21 protein-coding genes are annotated in these 19,563 nt (G+C 63.1%); 10 read left to right on the top strand and 11 right to left on the bottom strand.

The features are described 5' to 3' along the window. Positions 1-265: 265 nt before the first annotated feature. Positions 266-1,153: a hypothetical protein gene (locus NKH71_RS04005; RefSeq protein ID WP_352494951.1), complete on the bottom strand. Its 888-nt coding sequence runs from the start codon at positions 1,151-1,153 to the stop codon at positions 266-268. On the opposite strand from NKH71_RS04005, the gene NKH71_RS04010 reads away from it, so the two are divergent. Next, the gene (locus tag NKH71_RS04010; RefSeq protein WP_348633220.1) at positions 1,118-2,401 is read left to right on the top strand and encodes an OmpA family protein; all 1,284 of its coding nucleotides are present in this window, start codon (positions 1,118-1,120) and stop codon (positions 2,399-2,401) included. The genes NKH71_RS04005 and NKH71_RS04010 overlap by 36 nt on opposite strands. A 237-nt stretch (positions 2,402-2,638) precedes the next feature. Further along, complete coding sequence (locus tag NKH71_RS04015; protein ID WP_023719323.1) at positions 2,639-3,154, top strand: TIGR00645 family protein; 516 nt, start codon at positions 2,639-2,641, stop codon at positions 3,152-3,154. Positions 3,155-3,208: 54 nt separating this feature from the next. On the opposite strand, the gene NKH71_RS04020 is transcribed toward NKH71_RS04015, so the two are convergent. Next, positions 3,209-4,075 carry an SDR family oxidoreductase gene (locus NKH71_RS04020; RefSeq protein WP_023719324.1) on the bottom strand — a complete coding sequence of 289 codons (867 nt, stop codon included), beginning with the start codon at positions 4,073-4,075 and terminating at the stop codon, positions 3,209-3,211. 198 nt (positions 4,076-4,273) lie between these two features. Between NKH71_RS04020 and NKH71_RS04025 the strand changes: the two genes are divergently transcribed. Next, positions 4,274-4,540, top strand: coding sequence for a type II toxin-antitoxin system VapB family antitoxin (locus tag NKH71_RS04025; RefSeq protein ID WP_352790862.1), 267 nt, complete (start codon positions 4,274-4,276; stop codon positions 4,538-4,540). Continuing rightward, complete coding sequence (locus NKH71_RS04030; RefSeq protein ID WP_023719326.1) at positions 4,537-4,926, top strand: type II toxin-antitoxin system VapC family toxin; 390 nt, start codon at positions 4,537-4,539, stop codon at positions 4,924-4,926. The genes NKH71_RS04025 and NKH71_RS04030 overlap by 4 nt, the downstream gene beginning before the upstream one ends. A gap of 7 nt (positions 4,927-4,933) precedes the next feature. On the opposite strand, the gene NKH71_RS04035 is transcribed toward NKH71_RS04030, so the two are convergent. Continuing rightward, entirely contained in the window at positions 4,934-5,566 is a 633-nt protein-coding gene (locus NKH71_RS04035; protein ID WP_023719327.1) for a helix-turn-helix transcriptional regulator, read from the bottom strand. Positions 5,567-5,573: 7 nt separating this feature from the next. After that, on the bottom strand, positions 5,574-6,446 hold the full coding sequence (locus NKH71_RS04040) for a S1C family serine protease (RefSeq protein ID WP_023719328.1): 873 nt from the start codon (positions 6,444-6,446) through the stop codon (positions 5,574-5,576). A gap of 174 nt (positions 6,447-6,620) precedes the next feature. On the opposite strand from NKH71_RS04040, the gene NKH71_RS04045 reads away from it, so the two are divergent. Further along, positions 6,621-7,571, top strand: a complete 951-nt coding sequence (locus NKH71_RS04045; RefSeq protein WP_023719329.1) for a S1C family serine protease — start codon at positions 6,621-6,623, stop codon at positions 7,569-7,571. Here the strand turns inward: NKH71_RS04045 and NKH71_RS04050 are convergent. Beyond that, positions 7,568-7,993, bottom strand: coding sequence for a VOC family protein (locus NKH71_RS04050; protein WP_352483190.1), 426 nt, complete (start codon positions 7,991-7,993; stop codon positions 7,568-7,570). The two genes, NKH71_RS04045 and NKH71_RS04050, sit on opposite strands and share 4 nt — an antisense overlap. 66 nt (positions 7,994-8,059) lie before the next feature. Between NKH71_RS04050 and NKH71_RS04055 the strand changes: the two genes are divergently transcribed. Then, the gene (locus NKH71_RS04055; RefSeq protein ID WP_023719331.1) at positions 8,060-8,659 is read left to right on the top strand and encodes a TetR/AcrR family transcriptional regulator; all 600 of its coding nucleotides are present in this window, start codon (positions 8,060-8,062) and stop codon (positions 8,657-8,659) included. On the opposite strand, the gene NKH71_RS04060 is transcribed toward NKH71_RS04055, so the two are convergent. Beyond that, a complete protein-coding gene (locus tag NKH71_RS04060) occupies positions 8,619-9,575 on the bottom strand; it encodes a LysR family transcriptional regulator (protein ID WP_352790864.1) in 957 nt (318 codons plus the stop codon). The genes NKH71_RS04055 and NKH71_RS04060 overlap by 41 nt on opposite strands. 109 nt (positions 9,576-9,684) lie before the next feature. Here NKH71_RS04060 and NKH71_RS04065 point away from each other — a divergent pair, with 109 nt between their 5' ends. From NKH71_RS04065 to NKH71_RS04075, 3 genes are all read left to right on the top strand, one after another. Continuing rightward, on the top strand, positions 9,685-10,329 hold the full coding sequence (locus tag NKH71_RS04065; protein WP_023719333.1) for an FMN-dependent NADH-azoreductase: 645 nt from the start codon (positions 9,685-9,687) through the stop codon (positions 10,327-10,329). 128 nt (positions 10,330-10,457) lie between these two features. After that, positions 10,458-11,840: a 3' terminal RNA ribose 2'-O-methyltransferase Hen1 gene (locus tag NKH71_RS04070; protein ID WP_352790866.1), complete on the top strand. Its 1,383-nt coding sequence runs from the start codon at positions 10,458-10,460 to the stop codon at positions 11,838-11,840. Next, complete coding sequence (locus NKH71_RS04075) at positions 11,837-14,413, top strand: polynucleotide kinase-phosphatase (protein WP_352494944.1); 2,577 nt, start codon at positions 11,837-11,839, stop codon at positions 14,411-14,413. The genes NKH71_RS04070 and NKH71_RS04075 overlap by 4 nt, the downstream gene beginning before the upstream one ends. Before the next feature lie 7 nt (positions 14,414-14,420). On the opposite strand, the gene NKH71_RS04080 is transcribed toward NKH71_RS04075, so the two are convergent. Together NKH71_RS04080 and NKH71_RS04085 are read right to left on the bottom strand one after the other, a co-directional pair. After that, complete coding sequence (locus NKH71_RS04080) at positions 14,421-14,711, bottom strand: HlyU family transcriptional regulator (protein ID WP_023719334.1); 291 nt, start codon at positions 14,709-14,711, stop codon at positions 14,421-14,423. Positions 14,712-14,824: 113 nt separating this feature from the next. Then, positions 14,825-15,508, bottom strand: coding sequence for a PadR family transcriptional regulator (locus NKH71_RS04085; RefSeq protein ID WP_023719335.1), 684 nt, complete (start codon positions 15,506-15,508; stop codon positions 14,825-14,827). 272 nt (positions 15,509-15,780) lie between these two features. Here NKH71_RS04085 and NKH71_RS04090 point away from each other — a divergent pair, with 272 nt between their 5' ends. Then, positions 15,781-16,038 carry a DUF2798 domain-containing protein gene (locus tag NKH71_RS04090; protein WP_023719336.1) on the top strand — a complete coding sequence of 86 codons (258 nt, stop codon included), beginning with the start codon at positions 15,781-15,783 and terminating at the stop codon, positions 16,036-16,038. 62 nt (positions 16,039-16,100) lie between these two features. On the opposite strand, the gene NKH71_RS04095 is transcribed toward NKH71_RS04090, so the two are convergent. The 3 genes from NKH71_RS04095 to rpoD form a co-directional block, all read right to left on the bottom strand. Continuing rightward, positions 16,101-16,481 carry a thiol-disulfide oxidoreductase DCC family protein gene (locus NKH71_RS04095; RefSeq protein WP_352494943.1) on the bottom strand — a complete coding sequence of 127 codons (381 nt, stop codon included), beginning with the start codon at positions 16,479-16,481 and terminating at the stop codon, positions 16,101-16,103. A gap of 236 nt (positions 16,482-16,717) precedes the next feature. After that, positions 16,718-17,011 carry a GYD domain-containing protein gene (locus NKH71_RS04100; protein WP_023719338.1) on the bottom strand — a complete coding sequence of 98 codons (294 nt, stop codon included), beginning with the start codon at positions 17,009-17,011 and terminating at the stop codon, positions 16,718-16,720. A 205-nt stretch (positions 17,012-17,216) separates the two neighbouring features. After that, complete coding sequence (gene rpoD, locus NKH71_RS04105; RefSeq protein ID WP_023719339.1) at positions 17,217-19,238, bottom strand: RNA polymerase sigma factor RpoD; 2,022 nt, start codon at positions 19,236-19,238, stop codon at positions 17,217-17,219. Positions 19,239-19,563 lie beyond the last annotated feature (325 nt).

The following is a 19,563-nucleotide window of genomic DNA, read 5'->3' on the forward strand; positions in this document are numbered from 1 at the left end:
GCGTCAAGGTCAAGCGCAGCAACCCATGCACCCTCGTCCGAACAATACGCCGGGACCATACGCCAAGACCATACGAATGACATGAAGTCGCCTTCAAAACGCCGGTCAATCGCCCTGTGCCACCGCTAAGACCTACAAACAGGAACCAAACATGGTTGCTGAAAGTTTGGGCAGGGATGGGACGCCACAAGGAGTGTTTATGATGAAACGCCAACCACGGATTCTGGCAGGCACGGCGCTTGGCCTGTTGATGGCGTCCGCGCCGTTAGGCGCGTTCCCGCTGCAAGGCAGCGCCGCATTCGGCCCCGCTCGGAACAGCGCAGTGCTTATCCCGGCGCAGTCGAATTGCGCCGAAGGCGAGTCGGCCGAAGCCTGTGCCCAAGGCGGGCAGGCGGAGCCGGAACAGAAGCCCGGCAAGAGGCGCGAACGGCAGGAGCGAACCGAAGCACCCGCCGAACAATCGGGCGAGTCCGAGCAAAAGCCGCGCCGGAACAAGCGCGAGCAGCAACAGACCGAATCCGCGCCCGCCGAACAACTCGCGCCCTCGGGCGGAGAGGAGCAGGGCAATCAACGCAGGAAAAAGAGGCAGCAACAGCAGATCGAAGCCGAACAGCCGGCCGAGCAGGCTGCACCCGTGAATGACGATCAGCAGATCAAGCCGCGCAGGAAGAAGCGCGACCAGCAACAGCGGGAAGCCGCACCTGCTGAACAGCCGGCCGAGCAAGCTGCGCCCGCGAGCGACGATCAGCAGCAGCTCAAGCCGCGCAGGAAGAAGCGCGACCAGCAACAGCAGGAAGCCGCACCTGCTGAACAGCCGGCCGAGCAGGCTGCGCCCGCGAACGACGTTCAGCAGCAGCTCAAGCAGCGCAGGAAGAAGCGCGACCAGCAACAGCAGGAAGCCGCACCTGCTGAACAGCCGGCCGAGCAGGTTGCCCCTGCAAACGACAACGAGCAGGGCAATCCGCGCAAGAGGAAGAATAAGCAGGACCAGCAGGCGGCGCCGGCTCTCCCACAGGCCGAGCCACTTCCAACCGACAAGCAAGCCGCTCCTGCTCAAGCCGAACAGCCCCAGGACCAGGCGAAGAAACGCGGCAAGAAGCCCGTTGGGGAAGAGCCGGTGACAGGCGAACAGCAGCCCGCAACCGGTGAGCAACCCGCCACCGGCGAACAGGCAGCACCCGCCGAGGGTGGGCCCCCTGCTTCGGGCGAAGCCGCGGCCAACCCGAACGAGGCGCCCATACTGGACAGTCAGAAGGATGTCAGGCGCAGGCACGGCAAGGACCAAGGCGGCCAAAACGCGGGTCGCCAAAATGGCGGCAAAACGGGTGGTCAGGAAGGCAACCAGCCCGTCGAGGAGAACGGCAACCAGGCGGAAGTCTCGAAACCGGCTCCGGTCGACCAGGGGCCGCCCCCGACCGACGACCGGGCAGCGCAGCAGGAGATCAAACCTGAAAAGATCGCTCCCGTGACCGAGGAAAAAGGCAAGCGCGTCGAGCGCTCAGCCGATTTCGAGGATGTTCGTCGTCGTCGGCGCCCGCAAGGCACCAATGTCCTCAGGGAATTCGGCGACCGCGTCATCCTCCAGTTCAACAACCAGACGTTCGTCGAAAGCAGCGACGCCCCGCGTATGCACCGCGGCGCCAGGAATGTCTATTATGAGGACCTGTCGGGCGATCGCACCCGGGAAATCGTGGAGCGTGACAACGGTTTCCGGATCGTCACCATCCGCAACCGCTACGGCGACGTGATCCAGCGTTCACGCATCGCGCCTGACGGACGCGAATATGTGCTGAGCTATGTCGACGAGCGGAACTATGACGATGATGCAGACTGGCGCGACCCGGGCGACGACCTGCCGCCGATGCGCCTTACCATCCCGCAAGAGGAATACATTCTGGATTCCGAAGAGGTCGAGGATCCGGACGACTACTACACCTTCCTCGAACGACCGCCGGTGGAGAAGGTCCAGCGCCTCTATTCGATCGACGAGGTCAAACGCTCGGCCCGCGTGCGCGACATTGCCCGCCGCATCGACCTCGATACGCTCAACTTCGAATTCGGTTCGGCTTCGATTTCCGACACCGAGGTCCAGAAGCTGGAGGGTGTTGCCAACGCCATGGACAAGCTGCTGAAGAAAAACCCGGCCGAGACCTTCCTGATCGAAGGCCACACGGATGCAGTCGGCAAGCCGGAAGCGAACCTTGCATTGTCCGACCGCCGCGCCGAGGCAGTCGCCGAAGCCTTGACCAATGCCTTCGGCATCCCGCCGGAGAACCTGACGACACAGGGCTATGGCGAGGAGTATCTCAAGGTAGACACGTCGGGACCCAACCGTGAGAACCGCCGCGTCGCCATCCGCCGCATCACCTCGCTGGTGGCGCCGGTGGCCAGCGCCCAATAAGCGGAATGTGAACCGCGCGATCCGATCAACCATTGAATCGCGCGGTCACCAATCTTGAAACGCGAGGTCACCAATCCCAAATTTTGGAAAGGGCGTCCCTGCCCCGTCCCGACTCCAGCGGGACACACGAGCCCCGCCGGTTCCCCTCCCCGGCGGGGTTTCGTTTTTTAGAACCTTGCAAACCGCCGCAGCCTGCCCGAAATACGGCACTCCGACAACGGAGCCCGGAATCGCCGCATGAAGCGCCTCGAACTCGCCATCGAATCGATCATTCTCGCCTCGCGCTGGCTGCTGGTCGTCTTCTATCTCGGACTGGGCGCGGCGCTTGCCATCTATGCCGTGTCCTTCGGCAAGAAGCTGTTCGAGTTCGTCTCCGTGGCCTTCACGCTCGACGACACCGATACCATCCTGAAGATCCTCGGCCTCATCGACGCCGCGCTGGTCGCCTCACTGGTGGTGATGGTGATCATCTCGGGCTACGAAAACTTCGTAAGCCGCTTCGATGAAAATGACGGCAAGGTGCATTGGCTGGGCACGATCGATGTCGGCTCGCTGAAGGTCAAGGTCGCCTCGACAATCGTCGCCATCTCCTCGATCCACCTCTTGCAGGTTTTCCTGAACTCGGTCTCCTACACGACCGACCAGCTGATGTGGCTGACCATCATTCATCTGGCCTTCGTTCTGTCGGCACTGATGCTTGCCTATATCGACCGGCTGATGGGTCTTGGCAAAGCCAAGAAAGCCGAAGGCTGAGCACGCGTCTGTGCCGGTCTTTAAGAGATACGCCTGTCAGCTAGATGCTTTCCGTCAGTAAATACCTTTGATTTTGGTATCAGTCCGCTCGAACACCTCGTCCGGCACAAAAAAGTCGCCGGCGAGCGGGCCTGTCGCGCCCGGCGCATAGGCTGAGAAATCGCTGACGCCTTCGGCGCGCAGCACTTCTTCGTCGATGTAGAAATTACCGGTTGCCCCGCGCGACGGCCTGACCAGGATGGCGTGTGCGGCATCGGCCATGATGTCGGGCGAACGGCTCATCGCCGCCACCGTCGCCCCGCCCAGGAGGTTGCGCACCGCCGCCGTGTCGATGGTCGAGATCGGCCAGAGCGAATTGACCGCAATGCCATCCCTGGCGAACTCGGCGCTCATGCCCAGCGTGCACATCGACATGCCGAACTTCGCCATCGTGTAGGCGACATGGTTCTTGAACCACTTGGCCTTCATGTCGAGCGGCGGCGCCAGATTCAAAATGTGAGGATTTTCCGCCAACCTCAAGTGTGGAATGCACATTTTGGAGACGAGAAAAGTACCGCGCGTGTTGATCTGGTGCATCAGGTCGTAGCGTTTCATGTCGGTCTCCAGCGTGCCGGTGAGTTGGATGGCGCTGGCATTGTTGATGCAGATATCGATGCCGCCGAACGTCTCCACGGTCTTGGCGATGGCTTCGGCGACCTGCGCTTCATCGCGGATGTCGCACAGCGCCGGCAGCGCCTTGCCGCCGGCCCGCTCGATCTCTTGCGCCGCTGTGTAGATCGTCCCCGGCAGCTTCGGATGCGGCTCGGCGGTCTTGGCCGCGATCGTCACATTGGCGCCGTCGCGCGCGGCGCGCAGCGCAATCGCCAGCCCGATGCCGCGTGACCCGCCAGACATGAACAGCGTCTTTCCCTTGAGCGACATCCTCGCCCCTCCCTGTGCTACTCTCTTTTCTACCATCTTTTCTCCTTGCGATCCTTGCCTGCACCGCCGGCGGATACAAGCGCCCTTAACCCGCAGCGGTGGTGTGACGCTACGGAGGGTCGTGGATTTCGCGGGAGCGCGCGTTGAATCTGTCGGGCAAGTTGGTATATATTCTATACGAAAAGGGAGAATATATAAATGGCCTTATCGATCAAGAATATGGCGGTCGAGCAACTGGCACGTGAGCTCGCCCGCCGGCGCCAGGTATCGGTGACGGAGGCCATCCGTCAAAGCCTCGAGCGCGAGGTTGCGCGCGAGCGGCTTGTGCCGCGCGACGAGACCGGTGACCTTTTTCATCGTCTGATGGCGATTGCGGAACGAGCTGCACGAATACCGGAGCGCAAAGACGCGATGAGCGACGATGAAATTCTCGGTTATGACGAACTGGGTATCCCGACGCGATGATCATCGATTCCTCGGCGCTGGTCGCCATTTTACGCACGGAGCCGGGCTACGACCGCTTCGTTTTGGCGATCACCCAGGCTGAAAGACGTTTGCTTCCGGCACCGACACTGCTTGAAACGACAATGGTGCTCGTCGGCCGCTGGCAGGACCAGATTATCGATCGCTTCGAAACTTTTTTGCGCACCGCCTCGATCGAGACGATCCCCTTCACGGCCGACCACGCCGCGGTCGCTCGTCAGGCGTTCCTGCGCTATGGCAAGGGCCGGCATCCGGCCGCCCTCAACTTCGGCGACTGCATTGCCTATGCTGCGGCACGTATCGAAGCCATGCCGTTGCTGTTCAAGGGTGACGATTTCCGGCTGACCGACATCGAACCGGCTGTTTGATCCACGGCTAGACCAGCACCAGGCCCTGCCGCATGGCGATGGCGATCGCATCGGTGCGGTTGGCGGCACCGAGCTTCGTCAGGATCGCTGCGACGTGGAATTTCGCCGTATGCACGGAGATGTTCAGCCGCCGCGCGATGACCTTGTTGGGCGCGCCTTCGGCGAGCAGTGCCAGCACCTCGCTTTCGCGCGGCGAAAGCGTCGGCCGGACGATTTGCTCGTTACTCGGTTCCTCGTCGAACCGGTCGCTGTCATGAAAGGTAAAATCGTGCCCGTCTGACAGAGCGTGGCTGTCACGCGAAATCCGGTAGCCAGCCGCCGCCAGCCGCGCCGCAGCGGCGATCAGCACGTCGTCCGCTGCCACCGGCAGCACGGCAAACACTGTATCGGCCGGCCGCTCCCCGGCCGCTCGCGACGATAGCAGCACTCGAGGCATAGCGGCGTCGACGAGCCCGCCTTGCACCCCATGATCATCGACGATGGCGACATCCGCCGCCCAACGCCCGTCGACTTCGCCCGCCAGAAAAGGCTGCAGGTCATCGGTCGCAGCGAGAGCCGCGGACAGACTTCGCGCGCGCTCGACGTCACGGAGCACGATCAGCACCGTCAGCCGTCTGCCAGCGACCTCACCGCTTACCATCTATCCCTCAGCTCAGTGGTTTTTCACCGATGGTCAGTGAGACCTCACGGTTCTCGCCGCCGCGCACCACGCCGAGTGTCACCAAGGCACCGGCGCTGTCCGGCCCGAGCTTGCGGATCAGCTCGCGCGGGCCATGCACCGTCTCTGCGTTCCACGATACGATGATGTCGCCGAGACTGAGACCGGCGGCTTTCGCCGGGCCGCTATCGTCAAGGCTCATCACCATGGCGCCCTGTGTATCACCATTGCGGACCGGATGCAGGCCGGCACCAAGATAGCCCCTCGCCACATGACCCTTCTCGCGCAGCGTCGTGACTGCCCGCTCGATCGTTTCGTAAGGCATGACCAGCGCCCGCCGGCGTGGCCCGAACAGCAGCATGCCGATCAGTCCGCCCTTGGCGTCGAGCACAGGGCCGCCCTCGAAACGGCCGCCGGCATTGACGGCAAGGTTGATGCGCCGGTCGATCGTGCCGCCGCGCATTGAACGCCAGGCCGGGCCGACCTCGCCGACCGTGCCGAAGGTAGCGAGCGAGGTGCCGTCGCTATTGCCCGCGACGATCGCCAGATTGCCCGGCCGCACTGCATCCGCCTTCACCAGGGACGGCACGCTTGGTGCGCCGGTGGGTTTCAAAACGGCCGTGCCGGTGGACGGGTCGCGGCCGACCAGCTCGGCCTTGACGGTTTCGCCCGAAGGAAACGTCAGCTCGATCTCCTCGCCGGCCTCGACCGCCTCCTCGGCAGTGACGAAATAGCCGTCCTGCCAGTGGAAAGCGGTAGACGTGCGGTGGTGGTGCGTCGCGAAGCTGGCCGTCGCTGGAGCCGCGGCTGCGGCGATGTCGGCAATGGCGTCGGAAAATGTGCTCAGATTGAAATCGCTCATGATTTGTCTCCTGGGTTCCTCGTGACCCAGATATCGCCCGGCAGGGCCTTGGCGGATACTCGCCTGACGGCTAGTTGGGCGTTTGACTGGCCATCTGGTCAGGTCGCGGCCGGTCCGGCCGCTCCGCACATATAGGCATTGTTCATCTTGTCCAAAAGCTACGGAGCCCCGCAGATGGCCCTGCCCGCCCAGCAATTGCAATATGACGATGCCCTTCTCGATGCCTATTCGGCGACGGTCGCCGATGCCGTCGACCGCATCGGGCCCGCCGTCTGCCGCATCGAGCGTGTCGGTGGCCCGGGCGGCCATGGCTCAGGCTTCGTCATCGCGCCGGACGGGCTGGTCGTCACCAACTTCCACGTCGTCGGCGATGCGCGCAGTGTGCGCGTGTCGATGCCGGACGGCGCCTCCAGGGAAGGCCGCGTGCTCGGCCGCGACCCCGACACCGACATTGCGCTGGTGCGCGCCGACGGCAACTTTGCCGACGTTGCGCCGCTTGGCGATTCCAAGCGTTTGAGGCGCGGCCAGATTGCAATTGCCATCGGCAACCCGCTCGGCTTCGAATGGACCGTCACCACCGGCGTCGTCTCGGCGCTCGGCCGCTCGATGCGTGCCTCCACCGGCCGGCTGATCGACGACGTCATCCAGACTGACGCCGCGCTCAACCCCGGCAATTCCGGCGGACCGCTGGTGTCCTCGGCCGGCGAGGTGATCGGCGTCAACACCGCGATGATCCACGGAGCGCAAGGCATCGCGTTCGCGGTTGCCTCCAACACCGCCAATTTCGTCATCTCGGAGATCATCCGCTTCGGCCGCGTGCGCCGCGCCTTCATCGGCGTTTCCGCCGACACCACCAACCTGCCGCGCCGCGCAGCACTCTTGTCGCAAGTGTCGAGCAGCACGGCGGTGCGCCTGCGCAGCGTCGAGAAGAACAGCCCGGCGGACAAGGCCGGCCTCAGGGAAGGCGACATTATTGCCGCCATCGACGGCCGCCCGGTCACCGGCGTCGACGATCTTGTGCGCATGCTCGACGCCGAGCGCATCGGCCGCGAGACACTGTGCACGGTGGTGCGCCGCTCCGGCATTGCCCAGGTCACGGTGATGCCGTTGGCGAGGGCAAGCTAGCTCGCTGCAGCACCCTGCGCATATTGCGCCAGGAATTCCGGGCTCGGCGGGATCGGCCTGATCACGTCGATCAGCACGCCGTTGGGATCCTTGGTGATGAAATGGCGCTGGCCGAAGGGTTCGTCGCGCAGCGTTAGCAGGATCGGCAGGCCGGCGGCGGTGATCCGCTCATAGACGGCATCCGGGTCCCTGACCTCGAAATTGATCAGCACGCCAGACGCGCGGCCCCGCCCCTCCTCCGGGATCGTCTCATGATCGCCCTGGACGATGCCGAGGTTGACGCGGCGATCTTCGGCTGAGCGCAGATGGATGTACCAGTCGGCCTCGAACAGCGGCTTGAAGCCGAAATGCGCGACATAAAAGGCTGCAGTGCCGGCAACATCGCCCGTCATCAGCACCGGATAATAGCTCGTCGTCCTCATCTTTCCTTCTCCCGGCGAACAACATACAATCTGCATGTAAATGTAACTAACATACAGGCTGAATGTATGCAACAGCGATCCGCTCGCCGCTCCAACCGTGATCGCACCGAAGCGACACGCGCCGAGCTCATCGCCGCGGCGCGAAAACTGTTCACCGAAAAATCCTATGCCGAGACCAGCACACCCGAGATCGTCGCCGCTGCCGGCGTAACGCGCGGCGCGCTTTATCATCACTTTGCAGACAAGCAGGCGCTGTTTGCCGCTGTGGTCGAACAGGAGGCGCAAGCCGTGGCGGAAGAGATCGAACGCGCGTCGCCGCCTTCGCTATTTGCCCGCGATGCGCTGATTGCCGGCTCGGATGCCTATCTGGCTGCCATGCGCGCCCCCGGCCGAACTCGGCTCTTGCTGCTTGATGGCCCCGCCGTGCTCGGCCGCGCCGCCATGGATGCGATCGACAATCGCCATGGCAACCGTTCGCTGCGTGAGGGCCTTGTTGCCGCGATGCGCTCGCACTCTATGACGAGATTGCCTGTGGAAGCTCTGACCGCTTTGCTCGCCGCTGCCTTCGACCGCGCAGCGCTCGCCATTGAAGCTGGAGCATCGATCGAGGACTATCGCGCCGTTCTCATCGCGCTGATCGACGGTCTGTCTCCGGCTCCTCCTTAGGCACCTCACCCGGCTCGAATTCGTTGAAACAACCAAGCTGGCGCTTGAACTGATCGATCAGCCAGGCGGCCGCCGGTTTCGGGCTGCGATCGGCGCGGTGCATGGCATAAAGCGGCGAGCGGACTTCGCTGTAAGGCTCGAGATCGAGTTCGACGAGCCGGCCGTTCGCCAGATCATCGGCAATCAGCCATCGCGGCAGCCCGCCCCAGCCCAGCCCCTCGCGCATCAGCACGTGCTTGGTGCGCACATCCGTCAGCCGCCAAGTGCGGTAGGCGAAGACGCCATAGTCGCGCCCGCGCGTACGCTCGGACTGGTCCGAGACGACCAGTTGGATGTGTTCGCGGACATCCTCCAGCGCCACTGGTCTGGGCAGCAGCGCCAGCGGGTGATCAGGCGCTGCGGCCGGCACCAGGGAGAAGAAACCGATGCGCAGCAGATTCACGTCCGCCTCGCCCAGAAGCCCTCCGATGCCGAGATCGGCCTGTCCGCGGACAACATGATCGAGGATAAGGCCAAGCGAGCCGATATGCAGACGCAGTGTCACGGCCGGAAACTGCACCTCGAATGCCTTTAGCACCCGAACCAGCACCGGCGACGGTAGCGTCACGTCGACCGACAGCGCAACTTCCGCCTCCAATCCCTGCCGATATCCGTCGATACGCGAGCGGATGCGTTGCAGCACGCCGACCATGCGCCGCGCATCTTCCAGCGTCGCCTTGCCGACATCGGTCAGTTGCGGCTCACGCGTGCCCTCACGCTCAAACAGCTTCAGCCCAAGCTGCGCTTCGAGGTTGGCAATGGCGTAGCTGACGACCGACTGCGCGCGGTTGAGCTTACGGCCGGCAGCCGAGAAGGAACCGGTGTCGGCCACCGCAACCAGGATCTGCAGTTGGTCAAGCGTCGGGTTGGGCTGCATCTTTCAATCCACAATTTAGATGGATCATATACAAAATATACCAGTTTTTCAAATGGGTCTGCGCACACATATTTGCCGGGAGATTTTAATCCAACCCTGGAGAGTCACCATGTCCATCCTTCTTGTCACATCCAGCCCACGCGGCGCCGCCTCGCACTCGACCCGCGTCGCCAACGAACTCGCCGACAAACTGCTTGCCGCCGATCCTTCGGCCAAGCTTGTCGCCCGCGACCTCGTCGCCAACCCGCTGCCGCATATCGACCCCGACTATTCGACCGGCATCTATACGCCGGCCGAAGCGCGCACCCAGCGCCAGGCTGAGGTCGTCGGCGTTTCCGATACTGTACTGGACGAGCTGTTTGCGGCCGACACCGTCATTCTCGCCACTGGCTTCATCAACTTCAACATCTCGTCGACGCTGAAATCCTGGGTCGACCACGTCGCCCGCTCCGGCAAAACCTTTGCTTATGGCGATGCTGGCCCGAAAGGCCTCGTCACCGGCAAGAAAGTCTATATCGTGCTGGCCTCGGGCGGCATCTATTCCGAAGGTGCAGCCGTGCAGTTCGATCATGCCATTCCCTACCTGCGCAGCGTGCTCGGCTTTCTCGGCATGACCGATGTGGAGGTCATCCGCATCGAAGGAGTCGGCATGGGCGCCGATGCGGTAGCAGCAGCGCTGGCCAAGGCCTCGACCAAGGTCGACGCCATTGTGGCTGCAACCGGAAGCGCCGAGCGCGTCGCCGCCGCGGCGTAAAGCCAGCATCGTTTGAATTGAACAAGGGCAGGCGCTCGGTGCCTGCCCTTGCTGTCGTTGGCGACAACCTATTGTGGTGGCCAACAACTGCCATTGGTTATTCCGCTTGTCTGCGCTATCGGTCGCGGATGTTCCTGTCCGTTGCCACAACGCACCGTCCGGCCACCGATCTCGGTTTCCTGCTGCACAAGCATCCCGATCGTTTGCACGAGACCGACCTCTCCTTTGGCAAAGGGTGGCTATTCTATCCCGAAGCGACCGAAGAGCGTTGCGAGGCAGCACTCCTGCTCGATGTCGACCCGATAGGGCTAGTGCGCGGCAAGGGGCGGGCGGAAGGCTTGCTGGACCAATATGTGAACGACCGGCCTTACGCGGCATCGTCTTTCCTGTCCGTGGCGCTAAACAAAATGCTGCGGACGGCGATGACCGGAATGTCAAAGGAGCGCCAGGAACTGGCTAGCGGCGAACTGCCGCTGGAGGCAGTCGTGACTCCACTGCCGATGCGCGGCGGTGAGGCTCTGGTTCGAAGCCTGTTCGAACCCTTGGGCTGGACAGTCGATCTGACGCCAATCGAGGGAATCGGGTCTGGTGCAGGCGAGTCCCGGTACGGCCATCTGAAGCTGACCGGCACGGGCCGGCTCAGCGCCTTGTTGAACCACCTCTACGTACTGATCCCGGTGATGGACGATGCCAAGCATTATTGGGTCGGCGAAGCAGAGGTCGACAAGCTGCTGTCCAAGGGAGAGGGCTGGCTGGAAAAACATCCCGCCAAGGACCTGATAGTTCGCCGATACTTGCGCAACCGCGGTGCCTTGGCCCGCATCGCTCTGGAACGACTGGTTCCTGAAACGGCCAGGGAGACTTTGCCGCCCGAACTGCGTGTCACACCTGAGGAAGCGCTGGAGACGCCGATCCGGCTCAACGATCTGCGCATGGAAGCTGTTGTCCGAGCCATCCAGGCAACGGGTGCAACCACGGTTGCGGACCTGGGATGCGGCGAAGGCAAGCTACTTTATCGGCTCGTGCGCGAGCGATGGGTCCATAAGCTGTTCGGGTTGGATCCAGCGGCACGCGAACTGGAATGGGCTGCAAAGCGTCTCAAGCTGAACGAGTTTGGCGGGCCGCCGGGGGGCCGGGTTACGCTGCTGCACGGATCTCTGACATACCGGGACGGCCGCTGGGCGGCAGCCGACGTCGCCGTGCTGGTCGAGGTCATCGAGCATCTCGACGAGGACAGGCTGCCCCTGGTCGAACGCATCGTTTTCGGCGAGACGGCGCCTAAATCCGTCATCGTGACCACTCCGAACGCGGACTACAACGCTCTGTTTCCCAGATTGGCCCCTGGCGCATTTCGCCATCCCGATCACCGTTTCGAATGGAGCCGGGCTCAGTTCGAAACCTGGGCGGCCAAAATCGGTGAGATCTATGGCTATGCAGCCACCTTCAGCGGTATCGGAGCCCAGGATTCTACCCTCGGCGCGCCCACGCAGATGGCGGTGTTCACCCGATGAGAGAACTGGACAAGACCGATCTCGCCATTCCTGACTTTGCCCTCGTCGTGCTGATCGGCTCGACCGGATCGGGCAAGTCGACTTTCGCGGCCAGGCATTTTCTGCCGACCGAGATCATCTCCTCGGATCAGTGCCGGGCGCTGGTCTCCGACGATGAGACCGACCAGGACGTCTCTGCAGATGCCTTCGATCTGGTGCGCGAAATAGCCGGCAAGCGGCTTAAACACCGCAGGCTGGCCGTCATCGACGCCACCAACGTGCGAGCCGCCGACCGCAAGGCCTGGATTGAGCTGGCGCGCAAGTGGCACGCTTTGCCCGTCGCCGTGGTCCTCGATCCAGGCGTCGAGGTGTGCGTCGCACGCAATGCGGTGCGAGCCGACCGGCCGGTCGGCGCCGGGGTCGCCCAGCGCATGACAACCGAGATCCGCAAGGGTCTTGGCGGCCTGCAACGCGAGGGCTTCCGCCAGGTCTGGACGCTTACCAGCGAGGCCAGCATCGACGCGGCCGAGGTGTCGCGGCAGCCGCTATGGACCGACAAGCGCGACGACCACGGCCCGTTCGATATCATTGGCGACATCCACGGCTGTTCGGATGAACTTCAGATGCTGCTCGCTCGACTGGGCTACAGCGTCGCCTGGTCTGAACATCAGGGCGACCGAACGGCCACTGTGATCCCGCCGCAGGGCCGCAAGATCGTCTTTGTCGGCGACCTCGTCGATCGCGGCCCCAACTCGCCCGACGTACTGCGCATCGCCATGAGCATGGTCGCGGCCGGGACCGCCTATTGTGTCCAGGGCAACCATGAACGCAAACTCGGCAGCTGGCTGGAAGGTCGCAAGGTCACGGTCGCCCACGGCCTCGAGCAGACGATAGACCAGTTGAACACGCAGGACCGCGGCCTGCGAGAGGCGCTGCCGGCCTTTCTCGACGGCCTGCGCAGCCACGTCTGGCTGGACGGCGGACACCTCGCCGTCGCCCACGCCGGTCTCAAGGAGGAAATGATCGGACGCGGCTCCGGCGCCGTGCGCGAGTTCGCTCTGTACGGCGAGACCACAGGCGAGACTGACGAGTTCGGGCTGCCCGTCCGCGCGGACTGGGCCGCAGCCTACCGTGGCAAGACAGCCGTAATTTATGGACATACGCCAACGCTGTCGGCCGAGTGGGTCAACAACACCCTGTGTATCGACACTGGATGCGTGTTCGGCGGCAAGCTGACGGCCTTACGCTGGCCGGAACGCGAACTGGTAGAGGTGCCGGCAATCCAGACATGGTCGGAGCCGATACGTCCGCTGGGCGGGTCCTGTCTGGGCAAATCGGCACAGGCCGACGCCGACGGCGTGCTCGATTACCAGGATGTCTCCGGTCGCCGCTGGATCGAGACCGGGCTGAGGGGCCGGATTGTGGTGGCCGAGGAGAACGCCTCGGCGGCACTGGAAGTGATGAGCCGCTTCGCGCTGTCGCCGCAATGGCTGATCTATCTGCCGCCGACCATGTCGCCGTCCGAGACCAGCAGCCAACACGGCTGGCTGGAACGTCCGGAAGATGCCTTCGCTTATTTCCGCGAACGCGACGTCGCCCAGGTCGTGTGCGAGGAAAAGCATATGGGTTCGCGGGCGGTGGTCGCGCTGTGCCGGAACGCGCAGGCGGCGCGCAGCCGCTTCGGGATCCCGGGCGACGAGACCGGCGCAATCTGGACCCGCACCGGACGTTCCTTTTTCAACGACGGCACCATGACGGAAGGCCTGCTCGCTCGTCTCCGGGTCGAGGTCGACGCGGCGGATCTGTGGACGGAATTGAACAGCGACTGGCTGCTGCTGGACACCGAGATAATGCCTTGGTCGGCAAAGGCCGGCAGCCTGATCGAAAGCCAGTATGCGCCGGTGGCGACATCCTCAGCCGCCGGTTTCAAGGTCAGCCGCGAGGCGCTAGCCCGTGCGATGGCGCGCGGCGTCGATGCGGCCGGCCTGAACGCACGCCTTGAAGACCGGGCCGCCCGTGCGGCTAAATACGCCACGGCCTGGGCGCCTTACGTGTGGCCGGTCTCCGGCGTCGACGACCTTAAGGTCGCGCCTTTCCACCTGCTCGCCAGCGAGGGACGTGTTTGGTTTGACCAGGATCATGTCTGGCACATGTCGCTCGCGGACCGTCTGGCTGCCCATGTTGGCGTGGTCACGCCGACCCGATGGCGTACGGTTGATCTGGCCGACGGCAGCGCGTGTGCGGAGGCTATTGCCTGGTGGGAGGCGCTGACTGGCTCGGGCGGCGAAGGCATGGTGGTCAAACCACGCGACTTCGTCAGCCGTGGCAAGAAGGGACTCATCCAGCCGGCGCTGAAGGTCCGCGGCCCGGAATATTTGCGCATCATCTATGGTCCCGAATATGACGCGCCGGACAATCTCATCCGCCTGCGAGAACGCGGCCTGAGCGGCAAGCGCAGCCTGGCACTCAGGGAGTTCGCGCTCGGTCACGAGGCGCTGACGCGATTTGTCGCCAAGCAGCCGCTACGCCGCGTTCACGAGTGTGTCTTCGCCGTGCTGGCGCTGGAAAGCGAGCCAATCGACCCAAGGCTGTAATAACGATCTACCCGAAGATCTTCTCGCCTTGCTCATCGACCAGCTGGATGCCCTTCTTGATCGAGATGTCGACAGCGTCATCAAGCCCGGCAAAGCGATCGGCGCGGATGAATTTGTGCTCCTTCATCACGCCGTCGATCTCCTTCGAAACCACGCCGCAGGTCTGGTACTGGCCCTCCGCCTTGTAGGGCGTGGCGCTGATCAAAAATCCCTTGTGCTCGATTTGCTTTACCGGCGCCGCTGTCTTTGGCTCAGCGGCTTCGTTGCCGCCGCCGAAAAGACGCTTCAGAAAAGACATGGGGTATCCTCCAACGGCAATCATCCTGCACCACATAGCGTGGTGCAGGATGATTTTCAGTACCGGTCCTTGGCCGAGCGGGCAAGGGCCGCAGCTGGCTTGGCACTCAGGGGTCAGTCGCGCGACAGCGCTTCCAGGGCCTCTGCGGCAGCTTCCAATATGCTGATTGCCTCGGCCTGCTTTGCTTCAGGCGCATCTACGATTTCGCCGAGCGCGGCGCGCAGCCGGTGGCGCACGGCGCGGAATTCGTCGCGCTTTTCCGAGCGGCCGCGGCCGCGCCGGCCACCGTCGCCGTCATCGTTCCAGCCGAACCACTCGCGCGCCTTCGCCATCTTGCGGCCGAAGCGCTCGAGATGGTCGAGCACGTGGTCGATCATCTCGCGATTTTCGTTGAGATGCGCCTGCCCTGCCTCGGTGATCGAAAACACCTTCTTGTTGCCTTCCGCCGCAGAAACGGCATAGCCGGCCTCTTCCAGGAAGGTCAGCGTCGGATAGACGACGCCGGGGCTCGGGCTGTAGACGCCGCTGGTGCGCTCCTCCAGCGCCTTGATGATGTCGTAGCCGTGCCGCGGCGCCTCGGCCAGCAGCGACAGCGTGATCAGCTTGAGATCGCCGTCAGCCAGCATACGCCCGGCGCGGAACATGTCGCCTGGTCCGCCGCGTCCGCCGCCGCCTCTCATGCCATGCCCGAACGGGCCGAACCCGCCGCGTCCGCCGAACTTGCCGGCCATATGCATGAAAACGCGCTCGGCGTGTTCGCCAAAACGATGATGCCCGAAATGATTGTCTTTGTGCATTGTCTGCTCCTTGAGTTATGTCTTACGATATATCTCAATTAGGTGCTCGCCACGATCGAGTCAAGATATATCTTACGATGTATCTGAAAATGCGCCAGCAGGATTGATTTCGCCGGCAAGGGCAGCTAGGAAGCGCGTGAGGGTCGAAGACCCCTCCGTAAGCGTCTGACGTGAAGCAACGCATCCACCCCGGTCGTTTCCGGGCAGTTACGCCGGAAGACCGGCGAATGGATGCCAATGCGACGGACCGGATGCTTCAGGGAAAAATCCAAATGACCATGAAAACCCCGCGCAGGAAGCTGCCTGCGCGCTATGCCGCCGTCCTCGGCCCGCTGGTGCTGTCGTTGCTGATGACGTTCATCGTGTCGTTCATCTCGACACTGAAAAGCCTTGGCTTCCAGCCCGATCTGCCGGCCACCTGGCTGACGGCTTGGGGCCTGTCCTGGATGGTGGCCTTTCCGACGCTGCTGCTGTTGCTGCCGGCGGTGCGCCGCATCGTTGGCTGGCTTTGCGAGCCCGTGGCTCGATAGCAGGCTGCGCCAAGGGCCCGAAGCAACTTACGGGTCTTTCAGTGCGAAGTGAACGGACACTATCACCAACGGCCTTTGCGGCGGTTCCAGGCATAGAGCAGATCGGCGAAGCGATCATAGGCATAGCGCGTCAACGGCAGCGTGGCGGGATTGCCGAACAGCGTCGCCAACCAGCCCTCGCCCGGCGTTATCAGCCAAGCCGCAACGGCAACATCGGCGCCGACCAGCAATTTGCCACCGGCGTCGGTCGCATGCAGCCGGCGCCGGATATCCTCCAGCCCGATGCCGTAGCGGGCCAGCGCCGTCGGTTCGGCATTGATGTCGCGAAATTCGATCCGCCCCGCCTTGACCGCCTCGATCAGCCGCCGCTTCTGCCGGCTGATGCCGGCATCGCAGACCGGACAGCGCGTATTGTACCAGACGGTCAGCAGAGGCTTGGCCATGGTTCGCAACACCAGCGGAGGACGCGCGACGACTATCCAGCAACTGCCGTTGCGCCGCAACGTGACGCGACACCGCGGAATGTCCCGGCTTCGGCTAATGCACGTCGCCCCAAAAACATGTCCTCGGGCCTGGCCCGAGGGTGCGCGGCGGTTTGCCATACCGACCTGTTTAAAAAGAAGAGCGTAAAGCGCGTCGCAAGAGGCCGTTCAAGCGCGACGCGCTTCAGGCACGGCACTCAGCCGAGCGAGGTAATGATCTCGCGATAGGCATCCTCCGGGAAAGCCTTGAGTGTCCGCGTCCTGACGTTTCCGCCCGCCGCCAGCATCAGCGAGAAACGAGCTAGTACGGCATCGTCGGGGGCTTCGACCACCGCCACCATGTCGCAATCCCCCATGGTGAGATAAAATGCCTTGAAGGACCCGCCCATGTCTCCCAACAGCTTCTTGGCGGCATCGAGCCGCTTCGGCGACTCGCGCACGTTTTTGGCGCCTTGCTCCGTCCAGTTGATCAGCACGATGTAAGTTGTCATGGCACACCTCCCTCCGGGGCCACGGAGCACGGCGTCACAGCCGGGGCGGGCATCCGGGTTTGTCGCCCAGAAAATGCATCCGTCGCGGAATTATCCTCTCGTAGGGCACGACCCGCAAGAGCGGCGCGTCCAATCGTGATCGCCTGTGCCCAAACGGAAAAGGACGCCACCGGCGCCCTTTAAACTGCTTATCCGTCACCCAGACTCAGCTGTCGAGGAAGCTTCTGAGCTTGCGCGACCGGCTCGGATGCTTGAGCTTGCGCAGCGCCTTGGCTTCGATCTGGCGGATGCGCTCGCGGGTGACCGAGAACTGCTGGCCGACCTCCTCAAGCGTGTGGTCGGTGTTCATGCCGATGCCGAAGCGCATTCTGAGCACGCGCTCTTCGCGCGGCGTCAGCGAGGCCAGCACGCGCGTCGTCGTCTCGCGCAAATTGGCCTGGATCGCCGCGTCGATCGGCAGGATCGCCATCTTGTCCTCGATGAAATCGCCGAGATGCGAATCCTCCTCGTCGCCGACCGGCGTTTCGAGCGAGATCGGCTCCTTGGCGATCTTCAGCACCTTGCGCACTTTTTCCAGCGGCATTGCGAGCTTTTCCGCCAGTTCTTCCGGCGTCGGCTCACGGCCGATCTCATGCAGCATCTGACGCGAGGTGCGTACGATCTTGTTGATCGTTTCGATCATGTGCACCGGAATGCGGATGGTGCGCGCCTGGTCGGCGATCGAACGGGTGATCGCCTGCCGGATCCACCATGTCGCGTAGGTCGAGAACTTGTAGCCGCGGCGGTATTCGAATTTGTCGACCGCCTTCATCAGGCCGATATTGCCTTCCTGGATCAGGTCGAGGAACTGCAGGCCGCGATTGGTGTATTTCTTGGCGATGGAGATGACGAGACGCAGATTGGCCTCGACCATTTCCTTCTTGGCGATCGCGGCTTCGCGCTCGCCCTTCTGCACCTGGTTGACGATCTTGCGGAATTCCTGGATCGAAATCGCCGTCTCGGTGGCGAGGTTCTGGATCTCGGCGCGCAGATCGCGGATGGCGTCCTTCTCGTTCTTGGTGAACTCCTTCCAGCCGCGCGAGGTCAGATTGCCGATCGAACGCGTCCAGTTCGGATCGAGCTCCGAGCCCTGATATTCCTTGAGGAACTCCTCGCGGCGCACGCCATAGCTTTCGGCCAGCCGCAACAGCTTGCCCTCGTTCTGCACCAGGCGCTTGTTGATGTCGTAGAGCTGCTCGACTAGCGCCTCGATGCGCGCCGTGTTCAAGGACAACGACTTCACCGCCTTGATCAGCTGGTCCTTCAGCTCCTTGAGCCGACGGTCCTGGCTTGGCGACAGCGTGCCGGCGGCGGCCAGCCGGTTCTCGACCTGCTGGTCCTGCAGCTTGCGCAGCTTCTTATAGGTGTCGGCAATGACGTCGAGCGTCTCCATCACCTGCGGCCGCAGTTCCGCTTCCATCGCCGCCAGCGACAGGCTCGCCTCGTCATCGTCCTCCTCGTCGTCGTCCACCAGGCCACGGGTGTCGCCGCCGACATTGGTGATGTCGTCCTCGTCCTCGCGCGAACGGCGCGGCTTTTCCTCGGTCTTGGCTTCCTCGATACGCTCGACCACCGGCGCCTGCTTGGCCTCCGGCCCGGCATAGGTCGCCTCGAGGTCGATGATCTCGCGCAGCAGGATCTTCGATTCGTTGAGCTCGTCGCGCCAGATGATGATGGCCTGGAAGGTCAGCGGACTTTCGCAGAGGCCCGCGATCATCGTCTCGCGGCCGGCCTCGATGCGCTTGGCGATCGCGATTTCGCCCTCGCGCGACAGAAGCTCCACCGAGCCCATCTCGCGCAGATACATGCGAACCGGATCGTCGGTGCGGTCGGTCGGCTCTTTTTTGGTCGTGGTGGCGGCGACGGCGGTGCCGGTCTGCTCAGCCAGCTCGTTGGCATCCTCCTCGGCGTCAGCGGCGGTATCGGCGGCTTCGGGCTCCTCGCCCTGCTCGTCGTCCTCGACCACGTTGATGCCCATGTCGGAAAGCATGGCCATCGTGTCCTCGATCTGCTCGGAGGTCACTTCCTCCGAGGGCAGCACCGAATTCAGCTCGTCCATGGTGACATAGCCGCGCTTCTTGGCGGCCTTGATCATCTTCTTGACAGCATCGTCGGAAAGGTCGAGCAGAGGGCCATCGGTCGCGGCCTCGCGTTCGGTCTCGACTTCTTCCTTTTCTTTTGTCGCCATAGTCTTTATTTTCTCCAAGCGGCTGAGTATCAAAACCGCGTAAGCTGCCGGTCCGGTCAAATTGGATGCGCTCTTTCCAGAACGCGCTTTACCGGGCCAGTAACTGCATCTCTCGTTAAGTCCAGATTAACCCTGATATCTGTGGCAAGCTGACTGCCTGTCCAGTGATCAGTACCTTACATCGCTGCATTCCCGTCGATGCCGGGGCGGGTTAACGTTTCGAATCGACCTGATTCCGCCATTCTGCCGGAAGGTCAAGCGCCTCTCGCATGATTCGCATGAAAAAAGCGAATCAATTACCCGACTTAGAGCGCCGCACGCTTGA

The sequence above is a fragment of the Mesorhizobium sp. M0983 genome, from assembly GCF_040318975.1.
GTDB lineage: Bacteria > Pseudomonadota > Alphaproteobacteria > Rhizobiales > Rhizobiaceae > Mesorhizobium.

Excerpts from the sequence above, each read along its gene's own strand:
- NKH71_RS04050 (WP_352483190.1), bottom strand. The coding sequence starts at position 7,993 with ATGAGGACGACGAGCTATTATCCGGTGCTGATGACGGGCGATGTTGCC.
- NKH71_RS04025 (WP_352790862.1), top strand. The coding sequence starts at position 4,274 with ATGGCCTTATCGATCAAGAATATGGCGGTCGAGCAACTGGCACGTGAG.
- NKH71_RS04100 (WP_023719338.1), bottom strand. The coding sequence starts at position 17,011 with ATGACAACTTACATCGTGCTGATCAACTGGACGGAGCAAGGCGCCAAA.
- NKH71_RS04080 (WP_023719334.1), bottom strand. The coding sequence starts at position 14,711 with ATGTCTTTTCTGAAGCGTCTTTTCGGCGGCGGCAACGAAGCCGCTGAG.
- rpoD (WP_023719339.1), bottom strand. The coding sequence starts at position 19,238 with ATGGCGACAAAAGAAAAGGAAGAAGTCGAGACCGAACGCGAGGCCGCG.
- NKH71_RS04030 (WP_023719326.1), top strand. The coding sequence starts at position 4,537 with ATGATCATCGATTCCTCGGCGCTGGTCGCCATTTTACGCACGGAGCCG.
- NKH71_RS04020 (WP_023719324.1), bottom strand. The coding sequence starts at position 4,075 with ATGTCGCTCAAGGGAAAGACGCTGTTCATGTCTGGCGGGTCACGCGGC.
- NKH71_RS04070 (WP_352790866.1), top strand. The coding sequence starts at position 10,458 with ATGTTCCTGTCCGTTGCCACAACGCACCGTCCGGCCACCGATCTCGGT.
- NKH71_RS04075 (WP_352494944.1), top strand. The coding sequence starts at position 11,837 with ATGAGAGAACTGGACAAGACCGATCTCGCCATTCCTGACTTTGCCCTC.
- NKH71_RS04055 (WP_023719331.1), top strand. The coding sequence starts at position 8,060 with ATGCAACAGCGATCCGCTCGCCGCTCCAACCGTGATCGCACCGAAGCG.
- NKH71_RS04065 (WP_023719333.1), top strand. The coding sequence starts at position 9,685 with ATGTCCATCCTTCTTGTCACATCCAGCCCACGCGGCGCCGCCTCGCAC.
- NKH71_RS04045 (WP_023719329.1), top strand. The coding sequence starts at position 6,621 with ATGGCCCTGCCCGCCCAGCAATTGCAATATGACGATGCCCTTCTCGAT.
- NKH71_RS04035 (WP_023719327.1), bottom strand. The coding sequence starts at position 5,566 with ATGGTAAGCGGTGAGGTCGCTGGCAGACGGCTGACGGTGCTGATCGTG.
- NKH71_RS04040 (WP_023719328.1), bottom strand. The coding sequence starts at position 6,446 with ATGAGCGATTTCAATCTGAGCACATTTTCCGACGCCATTGCCGACATC.
- NKH71_RS04095 (WP_352494943.1), bottom strand. The coding sequence starts at position 16,481 with ATGGCCAAGCCTCTGCTGACCGTCTGGTACAATACGCGCTGTCCGGTC.
- NKH71_RS04085 (WP_023719335.1), bottom strand. The coding sequence starts at position 15,508 with ATGCACAAAGACAATCATTTCGGGCATCATCGTTTTGGCGAACACGCC.
- NKH71_RS04090 (WP_023719336.1), top strand. The coding sequence starts at position 15,781 with ATGACCATGAAAACCCCGCGCAGGAAGCTGCCTGCGCGCTATGCCGCC.
- NKH71_RS04015 (WP_023719323.1), top strand. The coding sequence starts at position 2,639 with ATGAAGCGCCTCGAACTCGCCATCGAATCGATCATTCTCGCCTCGCGC.
- NKH71_RS04060 (WP_352790864.1), bottom strand. The coding sequence starts at position 9,575 with ATGCAGCCCAACCCGACGCTTGACCAACTGCAGATCCTGGTTGCGGTG.